The sequence below is a fragment of the Pseudalgibacter alginicilyticus genome (genome assembly GCF_001310225.1).
Taxonomy (GTDB): Bacteria; Bacteroidota; Bacteroidia; order Flavobacteriales; family Flavobacteriaceae; genus Pseudalgibacter; species Pseudalgibacter alginicilyticus.
Genome location: NZ_CP012898.1, coordinates 3,136,983 through 3,154,909 on the forward strand (window position 1 = coordinate 3,136,983; position 17,927 = coordinate 3,154,909).

General features: G+C 31.6%; 13 protein-coding genes. All 13 read left to right on the top strand.

What is annotated here, in order from left to right:
* The first annotated feature begins 1 nt into the window (after position 1).
* The 13 genes from sov to APS56_RS13045 all read left to right on the top strand — a co-directional run bounded on the left by sov (position 2) and on the right by APS56_RS13045 (position 17,907).
* Positions 2 to 7,303, top strand: a complete 7,302-nt coding sequence (sov, locus tag APS56_RS12985) for a T9SS outer membrane translocon Sov/SprA (RefSeq protein ID WP_054729018.1) — start codon at positions 2 to 4, stop codon at positions 7,301 to 7,303.
* Positions 7,304 to 7,369: 66 nt separating this feature from the next.
* Positions 7,370 to 7,750 carry a glycine cleavage system protein GcvH gene (gcvH, locus tag APS56_RS12990; RefSeq protein WP_054729022.1) on the top strand — a complete coding sequence of 127 codons (381 nt, stop codon included), beginning with the start codon at positions 7,370 to 7,372 and terminating at the stop codon, positions 7,748 to 7,750.
* Positions 7,743 to 8,120, top strand: coding sequence for a VanZ family protein (locus APS56_RS12995; RefSeq protein WP_054729025.1), 378 nt, complete (start codon positions 7,743 to 7,745; stop codon positions 8,118 to 8,120). The genes gcvH and APS56_RS12995 overlap by 8 nt, the downstream gene beginning before the upstream one ends.
* Positions 8,121 to 8,178: 58 nt before the next feature.
* Positions 8,179 to 8,901: an energy transducer TonB gene (locus APS56_RS13000; protein ID WP_054729028.1), complete on the top strand. Its 723-nt coding sequence runs from the start codon at positions 8,179 to 8,181 to the stop codon at positions 8,899 to 8,901.
* 264 nt (positions 8,902 to 9,165) lie between these two features.
* Positions 9,166 to 11,256 (top strand): hypothetical protein, encoded by a 2,091-nt coding sequence (locus APS56_RS13005; protein ID WP_054729031.1) that lies wholly within the window; start codon positions 9,166 to 9,168, stop codon positions 11,254 to 11,256.
* A gap of 207 nt (positions 11,257 to 11,463) precedes the next feature.
* Entirely contained in the window at positions 11,464 to 12,594 is a 1,131-nt protein-coding gene (locus APS56_RS13010) for a hypothetical protein (RefSeq protein WP_157757671.1), read from the top strand.
* A 114-nt stretch (positions 12,595 to 12,708) separates the two neighbouring features.
* Positions 12,709 to 13,602, top strand: a complete 894-nt coding sequence (cyoE, locus tag APS56_RS13015) for a heme o synthase (protein WP_054729037.1) — start codon at positions 12,709 to 12,711, stop codon at positions 13,600 to 13,602.
* Position 13,603: 1 nt separating this feature from the next.
* Complete coding sequence (locus APS56_RS13020) at positions 13,604 to 14,185, top strand: cytochrome c oxidase subunit 3 (RefSeq protein WP_054729040.1); 582 nt, start codon at positions 13,604 to 13,606, stop codon at positions 14,183 to 14,185.
* Positions 14,186 to 14,322: 137 nt separating this feature from the next.
* Positions 14,323 to 15,306 carry a cytochrome c oxidase subunit 3 gene (locus tag APS56_RS13025; protein ID WP_054729041.1) on the top strand — a complete coding sequence of 328 codons (984 nt, stop codon included), beginning with the start codon at positions 14,323 to 14,325 and terminating at the stop codon, positions 15,304 to 15,306.
* Between the two features lie 55 nt (positions 15,307 to 15,361).
* Complete coding sequence (locus APS56_RS13030; protein WP_054729044.1) at positions 15,362 to 15,742, top strand: cytochrome C oxidase subunit IV family protein; 381 nt, start codon at positions 15,362 to 15,364, stop codon at positions 15,740 to 15,742.
* Positions 15,743 to 15,838: 96 nt separating this feature from the next.
* A complete protein-coding gene (locus APS56_RS13035; protein WP_054729047.1) occupies positions 15,839 to 16,549 on the top strand; it encodes a hypothetical protein in 711 nt (236 codons plus the stop codon).
* A 31-nt stretch (positions 16,550 to 16,580) separates the two neighbouring features.
* On the top strand, positions 16,581 to 17,324 hold the full coding sequence (locus APS56_RS13040; protein ID WP_054729050.1) for an SCO family protein: 744 nt from the start codon (positions 16,581 to 16,583) through the stop codon (positions 17,322 to 17,324).
* 46 nt (positions 17,325 to 17,370) lie between these two features.
* Positions 17,371 to 17,907: a DUF420 domain-containing protein gene (locus tag APS56_RS13045; RefSeq protein WP_054729051.1), complete on the top strand. Its 537-nt coding sequence runs from the start codon at positions 17,371 to 17,373 to the stop codon at positions 17,905 to 17,907.
* The last annotated feature ends 20 nt before the right edge of the window (positions 17,908 to 17,927 follow it).

The following is a 17,927-nucleotide window of genomic DNA, read 5'->3' on the forward strand; positions in this document are numbered from 1 at the left end:
TTTGAATATCATCAACCAAACGATATGTCTCTCGATTAGAAAATGTTTACTACTTGCACTTAGTATGTTGTTTTCTATGGTACTTTTGGCGCAGCAACCACAACCGCAAGATTCAATTATTACAGGATTTAGTTTAGGAAAAATAAAAATTCCAGATCCTAATAGTATAGAGGCAAAATACACCTATGATCCAATTATTGATCGTTACGTTTACACGGAATCTGTCGGTAGTTTTAGTATCAATTATCCGATTATTTTAACACCTGATGAATATCATGAATTGGTGGCTAAGGAAAACTTAAAATCTTACTATAAACAAAAAATTGATGCTTTTGAAGGTAAAAAAGAAGGTACTGAAGATGGACAAAAAAATTTACTTCCAGAATTTTATGTGAAATCAGGACTTTTTAGAACCATTTTTGGAAGTGATACAATTCAAATGGTACCACAAGGATCTGTAGAAATGGATTTAGGAGTATTGTTCTCAAAACAGGATAACCCGTCATTTTCACCAAGAAATAGAAGTAATTTTACTTTTGATTTTGACCAACGTATTAGTTTAAGTTTAATGGGTAAGGTAGGAACCCGTTTACAAGTAACCGCTAATTATGACACGCAATCTACATTTGATTTTCAACAACTTGTAAAGTTAGAATACGATCCTACAGCAGGTGGAGGTGAAGACTCTATCATTCAAAAAATAGAAGTTGGTAACGTAAGTATGCCTTTAAACAGTTCTTTAATAACAGGAGCACAAAGTTTGTTTGGTGTAAAAACTCAGTTACAGTTTGGTAAAACAACTGTTACCGGTGTCTTTTCTGAACAAAAATCGGAAGCAACAACTGTGGTAGCACAAGGTGGAGGTACGCTTCAAGATTTTGAATTGTTTATTAGAGATTATGATGAAAATCGACATTTCTTTTTATCACAATATTTTAGAGACACTTATGATGAAGCTTTAAAAACCTATCCGTATTTAAATACACGAGGTTTACAAATTACACGTTTGGAAGTATGGATAACCAATAGAAGTAGTAGTACGGATAATGTAAGAAATGTTGTGGCACTTCAAGATTTAGGTGAGTCAGAATATGACGCAACTAACCCAGATAATGATAATTTTCATTTAGATCCACTTCCAGGAGGGTTTTTAAATAATCCTGGAGGTTTACCTGATAACGGTAATAATGATTTTGACCCAACAGCCATTGGGTCGGGTTCTTTACTTACAGATTTAATTCGGGATGTAGCTACCGTTCAACAGGGTTTTGGTTCTTTAAGCTCCTTAGTTAGGGAAGGCTCAGATTATGCAAAAATTGAAAATGCACGAAAGCTTACAAGTGGGCAAGAATATACCCTAAATACAGAATTAGGTTATATTTCGCTAAACCAAAGGTTAAGTAATGATGAGGTTTTAGCAGTCGCATTTCAATATACGCTTGGAGGCCAAGTATATCAAGTGGGTGAATTTGCTAATGATGGTGTAGATGCAACAAATGTTACAACCAATAGTACGGGTGAAGTAACTTCTGTAGTAAATAGTAATTTAGTTGTAAAGTTGTTAAAAAGTAGTATCACGAATGTTAATCAACCAGTGTGGGATTTGATGATGAAAAATATTTATGATACAGGTGCTTATCAGTTAAGTCAAGATGACTTTACATTAAATATTTTTTATAATGAAAATACACCATTAAACTTTATTACACCTGTGGATGGCACGCCATTTCCAGATTTTGATAATTTTACCACCAATACTAGTGATGATAAACCCATTCGTGAAGTACCTTTGTTAAGATTATTTAATTTAGATAAGTTGAATTTTAATAATGATCCGCAAACGAATGGAGATGGTTTTTTTGATTTCGTTTCTGGTTTAACAGTTATTCCTGAAAACGGGAAAATTGTTTTTACAAGTGCTGAACCTTTCGGGTCTTATCTTTTTGATATGTTAAGGTTAGATGCTTCTGAAGATTATAATATTGATGCTACATATAATGCGAATCAAGAAAAATATGTATATGACATTCTTTATAAAGAAACTAAAACAGCCGCTTTAGACGAAATTGAAAAGAATAAATTCCAATTAAAAGGGCGTTATAAATCTGAGGGTAGTGATGGGATTCCTATAGGTGCATTTAATGTAGCAAGAGGGTCTGTAAAGGTAACTGCAGGAGGAAGACTTTTAGTAGAAGGAATAGATTATACGGTGGATTATCAATTAGGTCGTGTTCAAATTTTAGATGAAGCCTTAAAAGCTTCCAACACACCAATTGAAGTATCAACAGAAAACAATGCGGTTTTCGGGCAGCAAACCAAACGTTTTACAGGATTAAATGTGGAGCATAAGTTTAATGAAAACTTTGTTTTAGGAGCAACACTTTTAAACTTAAATGAGCGTCCAATAACTCAAAAAGCAAACTACGGAACCGAGCCTATCAATAATACTATTTTTGGCTTTAATGGTAATTTTTCAAGTGAAGTGCCTTTTTTAACTCGTTTAGTAAATAAGTTGCCTAATATAGATACTGATGTGCCATCTAATATTTCTGTACGTGGTGAGTTTGCATATTTAGCACCAGGGGCACCAAATCAAACTGATTTTGATGGAGAAACAACTTCGTATGTTGATGATTTTGAAGGCTCACAAAATGCCATCGATTTAAAGTCGCAACAATCATGGTTTTTATCAAGTAGACCTTTAGATTTAGGACATACCTATATTGGTCAAAATGATGAAGATGAAAATGGAATCCAAAATGGATTTGACCGTGCTATGCTAAATTGGTATAATATTGATCCTATTTTTTATAGTAGTCAACGCCCAGATGGTATTACTGATGATGATATTTCAAGTTTGTATACTAGCCGAGTTTTTATAAATGAACTATTTCCAAATAGAGATTTGGTGCAAGGAGAGCAATCGGTATTAAATACATTAGATTTAGCGTATTACCCAACGGAGCGAGGACCATATAATTTCAATCCAGATAATACAAACGGGAATACCATTGTAGATGAAGCTCAATCATGGGCAGGTATTACACGCTCATTAACATCAACTGATTTAGAGCAAGCCAATGTGGAATATATTGAGTTTTGGTTGCAAGATCCATTTCAAGAGAACCCAAGTAACCCAGGAGGGAAATTAGTATTTAATTTGGGTAATATTTCAGAAGACATTGTAAAAGATGGTCGTAAGCTTTATGAAAATGGATTGCCTAAGGATGGCGATGTAAGTTTGTTGCAAACAACAGATTGGGGAACAGTAGTGCCCCAAAACCAATCTTTGGTATATGCTTTTGATAGTACAGGAGAAGAGCGTACGAACCAAGATGTGGGGTATGATGGTTATAATGATAATGAGGAAATTGCAGCGTTTGGGACTGGTTTTGGTGATGACCCTTCTAAAGATAATTACATCTATTTTTTAAATGCTGAAGGCGATATTTTTGAGCGTTATAAAAACTATAATGGGGTAGAAGGTAATACTCCTGATAGTTTTTCTGATACCGATAGAGGTGCTAATACTCAACCTGATGTAGAGGATATTAATCGAGATAATACCATGAATACCATTGATAGTTATTTCGAATATGAGTTAGATATAACAAGACAAAATTTACCTCAAGATCAGGCAACTTTTGATAACATGGCGGATTCTAATCCTTTAAAAATATTTTTAAAAGATTTTAAAGATAGGCCACGTGAGTTGCCTAATGGACAGTCTGTAAATGTGAGATGGTATCAGTTTAGAATTCCTATTGAAGGGAGTCATGTGAAAGCAGTAAACGACATTGCTGATTTAAGATCCGTACGATTTGCTCGTATGTACCTAAAAGAGTTTACAGAAAACACCGTATTTCGTTTTGCAACTTTAGATTTAGTTCGTAGTGATTGGAGACGCTATACCCAAACATTGGAGGCTGATCTAGATAACCCTGAAGATGATATTACCGATTTTTCAATTGGTATTATAGGTACTATTGAAAATGAAGGTAGCTACCAAAGACCTCCGGGTGTTGAAGCTGAAGAATTATTTAATAATAATACAGTAGTAGAACAAAATGAGCAGTCATTAGTTGCCAATGTTTGTAATTTAGAAGGACAAGACGCTCGTGCGGTGTATAAAAATATTAATATTGATATGCGTCAATATAAACGTCTTAGAATGTTTATGCATGCAGATAGTGATGATGTGGGCACCCTTCAAGATAAGGATTTAGTAGGTTTCATCCGAATGGGAAGTGATTTAACACAAAACTATTATCAAATTGAAATCCCATTAAAAGTGTCGTCTGGAGGAGTTAGTGCAGAAGCCTTGTGGCCCGAAGAAAATGAAATTAATTTACCTATAGACGTATTGGCTCAAATTAAGGCTATTGGGATTTCAAATATGACTTTAACGAATGATGAACCAACTTTTTATGATGTAATTGATGATCAATTAATCGAAAATCCAGTTCCAGAATTTTCAGCTTATACCTTAGGGCAGCATCGTGTAGCAATAAAAGGAAATCCTAATTTTGGGGACATAAGAACTTTAATGGTGGGTGTTAAAAATAGCACGACCAATAATGATGTTTGTGGTGAAGTATGGTTTAACGAATTGCGTCTATCTGATTTAGATAATGAAGGTGGTTGGGCTGCTGTTGTAAGCATGGATACTAATTTAGCAGATTTTGCAAATATTAGTGCAACTGGTAGTAAAAGCACCTCAGGATTTGGAGGTATTGAACAAGGACCTAGTCAACGAGCCTTAGAAGATGTTGAACAATATGATGTGGTTACCAATGTAAACCTTGGACAGCTTTTACCTAAAAAATGGGGGATACAATTGCCTTTTAACTATGCACAGAGTGAAGAATTGATTACACCAAAATATGATGAGTATTATAAAGATTTAACCTTAGAATCTAGAATTGAAGCCGCAAGTACTGAAGCGGAGAAAGAGCAGGTAAGACAAAATTCTGAAGATTATACTAAGCGAAAAAGCATCAACTTTATTGGTGTTAGAAAAATAAGAACAACAGATGCTAAACCTCGATTTTATGATGTGGAGAATTTAACAGTAAACTATTCATATAATAAAGAAGAGCACCGTGATTTTGAAATAGAAAACTCCCTAAGCCAAACAGTAAGAGTTGGTGCTAATTATGCCTATAATTTTAATCCAGTAGCGGTTGAACCATTTAAGAAAAATGACTCCTTATTCACGGGTAAATATTGGAAAATTCTTAAAGATTTTAATTTTAATCTTTTGCCAGCAAGCTTCACTGTTAACACAGATTTCAATAGACAATTCAATAAACAGAAATTTAGAGAAGTAGAGTTGGGGGGAGGAAATATTGGAATTGAAGAGCTATTTAGAAGGAATTATACTTTTGATTTTCAATATGCCATAAATTATAACATCACAAAATCGTTACAGTTAAATTTTACAGCATCTAATAACAATATTGTTAGAAATTATTTTAAAGATAATATTATAAATGGAGAACAAGACCCTCTATTGGATGTTTGGGACGGGTTCTTTGATTTTGGAGACCCTAATCGGCAATCTCAAAACTTAGGTATTACATATAAGCTACCACTTAATAAAATACCAACCTTAAGTTTTATTGATGCAACCTATCAGTATAGTGGTGATTTTCAATGGCAAAAAGGATCGGATTTGTATGGTGAATTAGAAATTGATGGCGAAACTTATGATTTAGGAAATACGGTTCAAAACGCCAATGTGCATAATTTGAATACCAATTTAGATATGACGAAGTTATATCGCTATTTAGGTTTGGTTAAAAAAACGGTTAGACGAACAACAGTACGTACTAGAAGCACACCCCAAGGTTTACCAAATGTTAATAATAACGCAAACACTACAAAACCAAAAAGTAACAGCAATTCGGGGACAAAAATTTTAAATGCAGGTATTGACGTTATCACAAGCCTAAAAAGATTGCAAGTTAATTACAGTGAAAATAATGGTACTTATTTACCTGGATATACGCGTACGCCAGGGTTAGTAGGGACTTTTAAGCCTACTGTTGGGTATACTTTTGGTAGTCAGCAAGATATTAGGTCTTTAGCAGCCCGAAATGGTTGGTTAACTTATTATCAGGATTTTAATCAGCAATATACTGAAACACAAACCAAACAATTGGATGTGTCAGCAAGTTTAGAGCCGTTTAGAGATTTTAAAATTGATGTGATTGGAAACCGTTCATATTTTAAAAATTTTGCAGAAAATTATCGAGTAGATGTTAATAATGACAATGAGTATGTATCATTAACTCCAAATACGTTCGGAAACTTTAATATATCTACAGTATTGATTAAAACAGCATTTGGAAAAAGCGATGTAAATGTTAGTGATGCTTTTGATGATTTTAGAGCCAATCGTATAAAAATAGCGGAACGTTTGGCAACGCAAAGAGGTATTGATTTGAATAACCCAGACAATATCGATGCAGATGGATATCCTAAAGGTTTTGGAAAGAATAGCCAAAAAGTGTTATTACCATCCTTTTTAGCTGCTTATACGGGAGTGGATGCTAATAAAGTGAAATTAGGAGCTTTTAGAGATGTACCTATTCCTAACTGGGATGTTAAGTATTCAGGGTTAATGAAATTTGATTGGTTCAAAAAACGATTTAAACGATTTTCTTTAACACATGGTTACCGTTCGTTGTATACCATCAACCAATTTCAATCAAACTTAGATTATGATGAACCTGATTTTAGTGTTGATTATGATAGCCAGCCACTAACGGTTATAGACCAATCTGGTAATTATAAGAACGAAACATTATATAGCAATGTTAATTTAACAGAAATGTTCAGTCCACTTTTAAGAGTAGATTTTGAAATGATTAATTCCGTTAAAATTTTGGCTGAAATAAAAAAAGATAGATTATTATCTTTAAGTTTTGATAATAATTTAATGACCGAAGTTCAAGGAAAAGAATATACGTTAGGCTTAGGTTACCGAATTAAAGATGTTCGTATTCGCTCGCAATTAGCAGGGCCTAAAAAACGAATTATTAGCGATTTAAATATGAAGGCGGATGTGTCTATTAGAGACAACAAAACTATCATCCGTTATTTAGATTTAGATAATAATCAAGTAACAACAGGACAAACCATTTGGGGACTTAAATATTCAGCTGATTATGCATTTAGCAAGAACTTAACCGGTATATTTTATTTTGATTATACCTTCTCAGAATACGCTATATCTACAGCTTTTCCGCAAACAACCATTCGATCTGGATTTACCATTAGATATAACTTTGGGAATTAAAAGAATTACTATTTGAATTTATAATAGGAATAAATACATTTGCTAAAAACTAATTAATAAAATACTATGAATATTCCATCAGAATTAAAATATACAAAGGATCATGAATGGGTAAGTATCGAAGGCGATATAGCTACTATTGGTATTACAGATTTTGCTCAAAGTGAGTTGGGAGATATTGTATATGTAGAAGTTGAAACAGTTGATGAAACCTTAGAGGCTGAAGAAATTTTTGGTACCGTAGAAGCTGTTAAAACAGTCTCTGATTTGTTTTTGCCTTTGTCGGGTGAAATCATAGAATTTAACGAAGGTTTAGAAGATGAACCAGAAAATGTAAATACTGATCCTTATGGTAAAGGTTGGATGATAAAGCTTAAATGTTCTGATCTTTCGCAGGTTGCGACTTTAATGTCTGCTGATGATTATAAAGCCCTAATAGGTGCATAAAAAAATTTGGACATTATTAGCAATAGTCTATACCACAACTTTAATGCTGGTAAGTTTAATGACTTTAAGAAACCTTCCAAGTGTCGGGGTTTCTCATGGCGATAAGATATTTCATTTTTTAGCTTATTTTATCCTAACTTCTTTATGGGCATTTGCATTTTACAACAACTTTAAATTAAAAAAAATAAAATCAATAATGATTGCTTTTGTTATATCTGTAGTATTTGGTATAGTTGTTGAGGTATTACAAGGAACAGTGACATCTTATAGATCTTTAGATGTTTATGATATGTTAGCTAATACTTTTGGAGCTTTACTTGCTACGGGAGTATTAGTAATTAATAATTTTAAGCGTATTAAAAAATTGTAAACGCTTGCTTTTTTGAAAAATAAATAGTTATTTTAGCAACCTAGAAAACGATTAAATTATGGAACTTAAGAAAAATCCCAAAGCAAATGTTGGAAGAAACAGTTCGCTTTATTTCGCAATTGGTTTGGCACTGATGTTGTTTTTAACAAATTTAGCTATCAATTACAAAACTTACGATAAAGAAGTAATTGATATAGGCTCTTTAGATATGGAAGATGAATTTGAAGAAGAAATTCCAATTACTGAGCTATTACAATCTCCACCACCACCGCCACCACCACCAGCTGCTCCAGAAGTCATTGAGATTGTGGAAGATGAGGTAGAAATTGAAGAAACTGTTATTGAAACTACTGAAACAGATCAAGCTGAAGAGATTATTGAAGTTCAGCAAGTAGAAGTAGCAGAAGTTGTAGAAGATATAGAAGTTCCTTTTGCTGTAATCGAAAATGTTCCTGTATTCCCAGGTTGTGAAAAGAAAAAGACAAATAATGACAAGAAAAAATGTATGTCTGATGAGATTACAAAATTTGTTGGTAAAAAGTTTAATACAGAACTTGCAAGTGAATTAGGGTTATCAGGAAGACAACGTATAAATGTTATTTTTAAAATTGACAAAACAGGTAGTATTACAGGTGTTATGGCTAGAGCTCCACATCCAGGATTAGAAAAGGAAGCAGCAAGAGTTATAAATTTATTGCCTAAAATGCAACCAGGGAAACAACGAGGGAAAGCAGTAACTGTACCATATTCTTTACCAATTGTTTTCCAAGTACAAGATTAAATTCAATTTCCTACTCTTCTGTTGCTTAACATAGAAAAAAGAAGAATTGGAGTAGAAAATAAAAATAATTTAGAAACCCCCGTTACATTTATGTATCGGGGGTTCTTTTTTTTTGAATCTGTTTTTATTCTAAAAAGTTAGACTTCTTATTTTAAAGGATGTAGGGAAACAGGTTTCATTGAAACGTTAACGTCTCATTACGTAAGATAAAGATTTTAAAAAATATAAGTATCTTTCGGCATAATATCAAATCTACTTAATTCCATGAAGCAATTCGTTGTACTGCTCCTATTTCTTATTCACTTTACAATCATAGCACAAGAATCTTTTTATGAAAAACCACCTATTTTTTCAAATTGTGATAGTTTGGATGTACAGTCTTTGCAAAAATGTTTTGATAAAAATGTTTACAAACATATTTCTAATACTTTGAGAATACCAGAAAAATTTAAAGATTCAAAATATTCGAATGAAGTTGTGGTGCTTTTTGAAGTAGATACAATAGGACAGTTTAGAGTTATGTATGTTGATGCCATGTATGAAGCTTTAAAAACTGAAATCAAGCGCGTATTTGGTTCTCTTCCAAAAATAAAACCAGGAACTTATAATGGTAGACCTACGTTTAAACAATATACCTTACCTATTAAAATTCCGTTAGTAAATCATTCGGTTTCTACTCAGGATTTGGATAAACAAAATGAGATATCAAAATTAGAAGTAGCCGCTAAAGCGGAATTTGATAAAGTTAATAGTGAGTTATCAGTGTTTACTAATCAAGCTTATTCAAGTCAATTAAATATTCCATTTACCCACGAGTATTATTCGCGTTTTGATAGAAATTTAAACCTTGTTGGAACCAATAGTCATACTGGATCTAAACCATTTGTTTATGAAGAAGTTTCTAATTATTATGATTTTAAAGCTGAAAATAAAAAATTGCAGAAAGAAACGGGTACTTGGACTGGGAAAAAACTTTGGAATGAAAATTTAGTACGCCTTCAAGGCAAGGGTTATTGGTTTACATTAGATCCAATTTTGGATTTGCAACTTGGTTCCGATTCAGAAGGTGGCTCTACTTATAACAATACTCGTGGATTTTTAATAACAGGAGGTTTAGGAAAAAAATTCAATTTTTATTCATCCTTTTTTGAAAGTCAAGGACGATTTGCAGATTATGTTAATCAATATGCTGAAAGTTTAAAAGCTTTTGGGCCAGATCCTGCTATTATTCCAGGTAGGGGTATTGCTAAGCGATTTAAAACAGATGCTTATGATTATCCAGTAGCTGAAGCTTACATGTCTTATGCGCCAACTAAATTTGTTAATATCCAATTTGGACACGGGAAAAATTTTATTGGAGATGGATACCGTTCGTTGTTATTAAGTGATGTAGCGAGTCCACACCCTTTTTTAAAGCTGAATACTAAATTTTGGAAAATAAAATATACCAATACATGGATGTGGTTAAAAGATGTGCGCCCTGAAGTTACTACAGATAAAGCTTTTTTAACTAAATATATGGTAAGTCATTATTTAAGTTGGAATGTGTCTAAACGTTTAAATATTGGTTTGTTTGAATCTGTATTATGGACCAATAGTAATGATAGAGGTTTTGATGTTAACTATTTAAATCCAATAATATTTTATAGAGCTATAGAGTTTGAAACTGGTCAAGGTGCAGGTAATGCAGTTTTAGGAGCAACAGCAAAATACAAATGGAATGATAATATAAATATGTATAGTCAATTTATTTTAGATGAATTTTCACTAAATGATATAAAAGGGGGTGAAAAAAGTTGGAAGAATAAATTTGGATATCAATTGGGGGTTAAATACTTTAATGCATTTGAAGTGGAAAATTTAATACTTCAGTTTGAGTACAATAGAATTCGTCCATATACCTATTCTCATGATACCATAGTTTTAAACTATGGTCATAACAATCAATCAATGGCACATTTGTGGGGAGCTAATTTTAGTGAAGCTATAATTATTGGGCGTTACCATTATAACCGATGGTTTGCAAATGCTAAATTTATTTTTGGTATTAGAGGGTTTGATTATAATGATGGCGTAGATGATTTTAGTTATGGAGCAGATATTTATAGAGATTATAACGACAGGCCTTTTGATACTGGTGTTGAAACTGGTCAAGGCATAAAAACAAAAACCTTTAATGGCAATTTACAGGCAGGTTATTTAATAAATCCAGCAACTAATTTAAAGTTTTTTGCCGATATTACTTTTAGAGATTTTAATCCAGAAGCAGAAACGGTTTCAACATTAAAAAGTAACACTGTTTGGTTTAATTTTGGAATAAGAACGGATTTGTTTAATTGGTATTTTGATAATTAAATTATCATTTTCAAAAATGAGTCACTATAACATTCATTTTAAAAACTCCTTTTAAAGTGATGAGTTTTCATTAAATATAACGAGTATAGCCAAAATGTTTAAAAATATATTGACATCAGGTTTAGCTAATATTCACTAAATTAGTTGCTTAAAATAGATAACAAACTAATAAATTACTTTAGTATGTGTTTTTTAAAAACCTTAAAAATGTTTATAAAGTCATTATTTACAGCGGTAATGTTATTGTTTTATAGCGTAAGCTTTTCACAAGGTTCTACAAATGACTCAAAACCTTTTATCTTAGATTTTGTTAGTGGAGTTAGCTATCCTTTAGGTGATTTTAAAAGCTTTTCAGAAACCGGTTTTAAGAGTGGGCTTGTTGTAAACAAAAAGTTTTGCAATAATATTTCAGTAGGATTTAACACTAACTATACAGCTTTGCCTATCAAAAGCAACATTGGAGTTTCTAATGAAAAATGGCATGCGTTTTCTTTAGGTGTTGGACCTCAATACCAAATAGATATAAACAAGGTTTTTGTTCAATTTTATGGGCATTTAGGGGTTTCTTTTCTCGATATACCTGAAGTTATAGATTTTTATCCTCAAACAGATTTAGTTTTAACAAGTTTAAAAGAAGCTAATTCAAGTGGATTAAATACTCGTTTGGGAATAAACATAGGTGCTGAAATTTGTAAAGGGTTACGTTTTTTTGTTTCAACGGAGTATACTACAAGCTATAATGGTCATATAAATTATCAAATTAAAGATGTGACTAATGCCATTGATGATGGAGGTAATATAAATGCTGATATAGTAAATAATATTCCTTTTGAAAATAAAGATTTTTCATTTTCAACGATGAACATTCAGTTTGGGATTCGTTTAGATTTGGGTAATACGAATCAAAAAGCTACAAGTCACAATGCTAGTAGAAGCAATAGAAGTAATAATATCAAGCATGATGATTCTGATGAAGATTCAGGTATAGGACAATTAGAAGGTCACAGTGCTAATATAAGTGGCAGAATTAATAGCGTTAATGATAACCCTAATGATGATTTAGATGGGGAAGATGATAATATTGCAAAAGCTACAAGCCACAATGCTAGTAGAAGCAATAGAAGCAATAATATCAAGCATGATGATTTTGATGAGGATTCAGATAGTTCTGCTTATTCACTTTCTGTTTTAAAAGTATTAGTTGAAATGGATATTAATAGAGATAGAAAAATAAGTAAATTAGAAGCAAAAGGTGATTTAAAAGAAACCTTTGAAAAAAGAGATGTGAATAAAGATGGTTACCTTACCGAAAACGAGTTAAAAGCAAAAAATCAATAGAACTGTTTTTAGTAAACTTAAGCAGAAATAATTTAGCTAATAAAGCATTGTTCAAAACCCTTTAATAGAGTATCTTTGCACGCGCATTATAAAATGCATTAAGCAACAAGAATATTGAATAAGTCTAAAACTGTATCATCAAACCCTTCTGTAATTTCAGATTTTAAAGAGATTACTAAAATGCGATTAGCATTAAGTGTGGTGTTTTCGTCGCTTGCAGGGTATTTGTTAGGAGTAGATATTATTAGTTATAGCGAACTTATTTTATTAGCTTTTGGAGGATATTTTATGGTGGGAGCTTCCAATGCATTTAATCAAATTATTGAAAAAGATTTGGATGCTTTAATGGATCGTACTAAAAATAGGCCTGTTGCTGCGGGGAGAATGTCTGTTACTACCGCATTTATTATTGCTTCAATTTTTACTGTTTTAGGAATTATAATTTTGTATAGTATCAACAAGCAAACTGCTATGTTTGGTGCTATTTCAATATTTATATACACTTGTGTTTATACACCTCTAAAAACGTTAACACCAATTTCTGTTTTTGTGGGCGCTATTCCTGGAGCAATACCGTTTATGTTAGGATGGGTGGCAGCAACGGATAATTTTGGTATTGAACCAGGAACTTTATTTGCATTGCAATTTTTTTGGCAGTTCCCTCATTTCTGGGCGATTGGTTGGTTTTTGTATGAAGATTATAAAAAAGGTGGCTTTTTTATGTTGCCTACAGGAAAGCAAGATAAGGGTACGGCGGTACAGGTAATTATGTACACCATTTGGACTTTAATTGTATCTATAATTCCAGTATTTGGATTTACGGGGCGTTTAGAATTATCTATTGTTGCTGCAGTTATTGTTTTTGGATTGGGATTGTGGATGTTGTATTATGCTATTAGATTATTTAAAATAATGACAGAAAAAGCAGCAAGACAACTTATGTTAGTGAGTGTTTCGTATATTTCGTTGGTGCAAATAGTATATGTTATTGATAAATTTATAAGATAAAATGGATTTAACGCAAGGAACTTTAAAAGAAAAACATGGCAGAGCTAAAAAAATGATGCTTTGGTTTGGTATCATTTCACTTATCATGTCTTTTGCTGGTTGGACAAGTGCATTTGTGGTAAGTAGTTCCAGACCTGATTGGTTGGGTGATTTTCAGTTGCCTAATGCCTTTATTATTAGTACGGTGGTTATTATATTAAGCAGTATCACCTTTTTATTAGCTAAGCAAGCACTAAAGAAAAATAAAACACAGCAGGTAACTATCTGTTTATTAGCAACTTTGGTATTGGGAGTGGTTTTTATTGTTTTTCAATTCTCAGGATTTCAACAAATCATAGATTTAGGATATTATTTCACAGGACCAGCAAGTAATATTACCATGTCATATATTTATTTAATAGCTGTGGTGCATATTGCCCATGTTGTGGTAGGTTTAATTTGTTTGTTGGTAGTAATTTATAATCATTTTAAACAAAAGTATCAAGCAAATAATATGTTAGGGTTTGAATTGGCTGCTACTTTTTGGCATTTTATAGATATACTGTGGGTATATCTGTTTTTGTTTTTATATTTTGTGAAGTAATTTTTTTTTAGATATTTGTTTATTATAAAGCATTTAGTAAAGTATTTGTGCTTGTTTTTTGAATTTTATAAGCGGATATTTCTCTAGATAAATAAATTGATTATTTTTGTGCAACTTTTAAATAATAACCATTCTATATGAGTACTACAGTTGTCAATACTGGAACAGAGGGTAAAACTTGGGGTGGAGGCTCTGGACCTCTACAAGCAAGTTATGGTAAAATGATGATGTGGTTTTTCATCGTTTCTGATGCTTTAACTTTCTCTGGGTTTTTAGCAGCCTATGGGTTTTCAAGATTTAAATTTATTGATTCTTGGCCTATTGCTGACGAAGTGTTTACTCACTTCCCATTTTTACATGGGGTTGAAGCACCGATGTATTATGTAGCATTTATGACTTTCATACTTATTATGTCATCTGTAACCATGGTACTTGCCGTGGATGCTGGCCATCATTTAAATAAGGCAAAAGTAACTATCTATATGTTTTTAACCATTATTGGAGGGATTATATTTTTAGGTTCTCAAGCATGGGAGTGGAACACTTTTATCAAAGGAGATTATGGTGCTATTCAAACTAAAGGAGGTAATATTCTACAATTTGTAAATACTGATGGGCAGAGAGTGGCTTTAAAAGATGTTGCTTTGGTTGATACTCATAAAGAAAGAATTCAACAAGAAAGTAAAAGTGGTATTTGGTTTGCAAGTGAATCTGCTTTGCCAAGTTATACCGTTAATGAGGTAATTAACGGTTTGGAAGCTAAGGAAGATATTTTAGTAAGAACTCAAATGCTTGACGAAAATGGACATAAAACAGTTCTTTCAAGAGAGGAATCTTTAAAATATTTAAAAGATAACGGTGTAGCAGTTATAGAAGGAGCCAATTTACAGGTTAATGAATATGGGTCGCCTTTATTTGCAGATTTCTTTTTCTTTATCACTGGATTTCACGGATTTCATGTGTTTTCTGGAATAGTTCTTAATATCATTGTTTTTTTTAATGTTGTTATCGGAACTTATGAAAAACGTAAAAGTTATGAAATGGTTGAAAAAGTTGGTTTATACTGGCACTTTGTAGATTTAGTTTGGGTATTTGTATTCACCTTCTTCTACCTCGTTTAATAATATATTATTATTGTCTTTCTTATTATATAAGGATATTTAAACAACATTTAAAATGGCACACGAACATAAATTAGAAATATTTAGAGGCTTAATTAAGTTTAAATCAAACACCCAAAAAATTTGGGGTGTTTTAATCTTCTTAGCCTTAGTAACAGCAGTAGAGGTTGTTTTAGGGATTATTAAACCAGAACCTTTAATGTCCTATTTTTTAGGTATGAAATTACTTAATTGGATTTTCATACTATTAACCATAGTAAAAGCGTATTATATAGCTTGGGATTTTATGCACTTAAGAGATGAAGTTGCTCCTTTAAGACGTGTGATAGTTTGGACTGGGGTATTCTTGATTCTATATTTAACGTTCATTTTACTTAAAGAAGGTGGGTATGTTTTTGATGTTTATCATAATGGATTTATAAAAAATGATTTTTAACTATTAAAATTAGTTAAAGTAGCATATAAAGGCGGTTTTTAAACCGCCTTTTTTTATTTTTGCAACAAAATTGAAAATACCATTAAGGTCATTTAAATGGATGTTAAAAAGGTTAAGCGTTACGGGGTATTAAGTATATTGTTTTTTCTTCCTGTTACTTTTTTATTGTTGCTATATCCTGCTACTCATAATTATACAGCTTTAGATATTGTTAATGAACATGTATTAGAAATAGAGGACTCTACTCTAAATACAGAAGCATCTGTTTTACTGAAAGATCATATTTCGGTATTAGGTTTTTTTGGTAAACAACCAATGGAAAAAAATATTACAGCTTCTAACTTAAAGGAATTGGTGTATGATAAATTTAAAGGATTTAAAAAATTTCAAATACTTATTGTCGTTCCAAAAGACACAGAAGAAGCTGTTGAAAAGCTTAAAAGAGAAATAAGTGCTTATGAAGATATTCGTTTCTGGTCTTTTGTTCATAAAGATAGTGTAGATATTCAAAAAATCTATAAAAGTTTAAAAAGTACAGAACCACTTGACAAGAACCTTGCAACAGACCATGTTTTTATTATAGATAAAGACCTAAATCAACGAGGTAGGATTGATGATAGGTCAGACAATGAGTTAGCTAAAAATAAACCAGTTTATGGATTGTATAGCTACGATTGTATAGAAGTAGCTGAAATAAAAAATAAAATGAGTGAAGATGTCCGTATTTTGTTTACGGAGTATAGACAAAAACGTAAAGGAGAATTTAATTCGGAAACTCGTAGAGCTGACGATTTAAAATTGGATTAATACCTGATTTGACAATACTAAAATTATTAAAATGAAAAACACAAACTACTCATACATTGGCATTGCTTTTATTATTTTAGTTTTTGGTATTATTTTCATTCCAAAAATTGTAGATAGAATTTCTAATAATGATATTATAAGAAATGAAAGTAGAAGTGATTTTGCCAAGGATAAAAATAGATCAGTGTCAGATTTAGCTTTTATAGAAATCAATGGAGAACCTAAAAAAGTACCTGACTTTTCATTTATAAATCAAAATGGCAAAATCATAACAAATAAAGATTACGAAGGGAAAGTATATGTGGTAGAGTTCTTTTTTACAACCTGCCCTACTATATGTCCTAGAATGAATTATAATTTAGTTCAAATTCAAAATGAGTTTGAAAATTTTAGTGATTTTGGTGTAGCGTCATTTACTATAAATCCAGCTCATGATACCCCTGAAGTTTTAAAGGCTTATGCTGAGAAATATGGAGTTAAAAATCCTAATTGGCACTTAATGACTGGCAAGAAAGAAGCTATTTACAAATTATCGAACCAAGGTTTTAATCTTTATACGGCCGAAGAAGAAAGTGCTGAAGGCGGATTTGAGCATTCTGGTAATTTTGCTTTAATTGATAAAAATGGTTTTATTCGTTCAAGAATAGATAATTTTGGAAATCCAATTATCTATTACAGAGGAGTTGTTTCTGAAGATGAAAAAGTAGATGATGATGGTGTAGAAGAAGAAATTAGTGCTCTAAAAGAAGATATTAAAAAGTTATTAAACGAATAATTAGCATTAAGCGTAAAAGTGAAAATTTTATTTAATATAGACTTATATGATTGAAGATAAAAATATTTTAGACGACAAAAAATACAATAAATTAATTATTGCTTTGTCTATTATTATTCCTATAGTTGTTGCCATACTTTTTGGAGTTCGTATTCCAAATGTGGAACCATTAAGTTTTTTACCTCCCATTTATGCTTCAATTAATGGTTTGACAGCCGTTATTTTAGTGTTTGCATTTTTTGCTATAAAAAACAAAAAATTAGTACTTCATGAAAATTTAATGACAACAGCTATTTGGTGTTCTGTACTTTTTTTAGTGATGTATGTGGCTTATCATATGACAAGTGATTCAACAAAATTTGGAGGAGAAGGAGCTATTAGATATGTATATTACTTTATTTTAATAACTCATATTGTATTATCAGTAATAGTTATTCCATTTGTATTAATAACGTATGTAAGGGCTATTACAAACAACATTGAAAAACATAAAAAAATAGCTAAAATCACGTTTCCATTGTGGTTGTATGTTGCTGTTACTGGAGTTATTGTGTATGTTATGATCTCACCATATTATATTTAGGTAAATACGAGAAACAAAGT

Excerpts from the sequence above, each read along its gene's own strand:
- gcvH (WP_054729022.1), top strand. The coding sequence starts at position 7,370 with ATGAATATTCCATCAGAATTAAAATATACAAAGGATCATGAATGGGTA.
- APS56_RS13000 (WP_054729028.1), top strand. The coding sequence starts at position 8,179 with ATGGAACTTAAGAAAAATCCCAAAGCAAATGTTGGAAGAAACAGTTCG.
- APS56_RS13005 (WP_054729031.1), top strand. The coding sequence starts at position 9,166 with ATGAAGCAATTCGTTGTACTGCTCCTATTTCTTATTCACTTTACAATC.
- APS56_RS13010 (WP_157757671.1), top strand. The coding sequence starts at position 11,464 with ATGTTTATAAAGTCATTATTTACAGCGGTAATGTTATTGTTTTATAGC.
- APS56_RS13020 (WP_054729040.1), top strand. The coding sequence starts at position 13,604 with ATGGATTTAACGCAAGGAACTTTAAAAGAAAAACATGGCAGAGCTAAA.
- APS56_RS13025 (WP_054729041.1), top strand. The coding sequence starts at position 14,323 with ATGAGTACTACAGTTGTCAATACTGGAACAGAGGGTAAAACTTGGGGT.
- APS56_RS13030 (WP_054729044.1), top strand. The coding sequence starts at position 15,362 with ATGGCACACGAACATAAATTAGAAATATTTAGAGGCTTAATTAAGTTT.
- APS56_RS13035 (WP_054729047.1), top strand. The coding sequence starts at position 15,839 with ATGGATGTTAAAAAGGTTAAGCGTTACGGGGTATTAAGTATATTGTTT.
- APS56_RS13040 (WP_054729050.1), top strand. The coding sequence starts at position 16,581 with ATGAAAAACACAAACTACTCATACATTGGCATTGCTTTTATTATTTTA.
- APS56_RS13045 (WP_054729051.1), top strand. The coding sequence starts at position 17,371 with ATGATTGAAGATAAAAATATTTTAGACGACAAAAAATACAATAAATTA.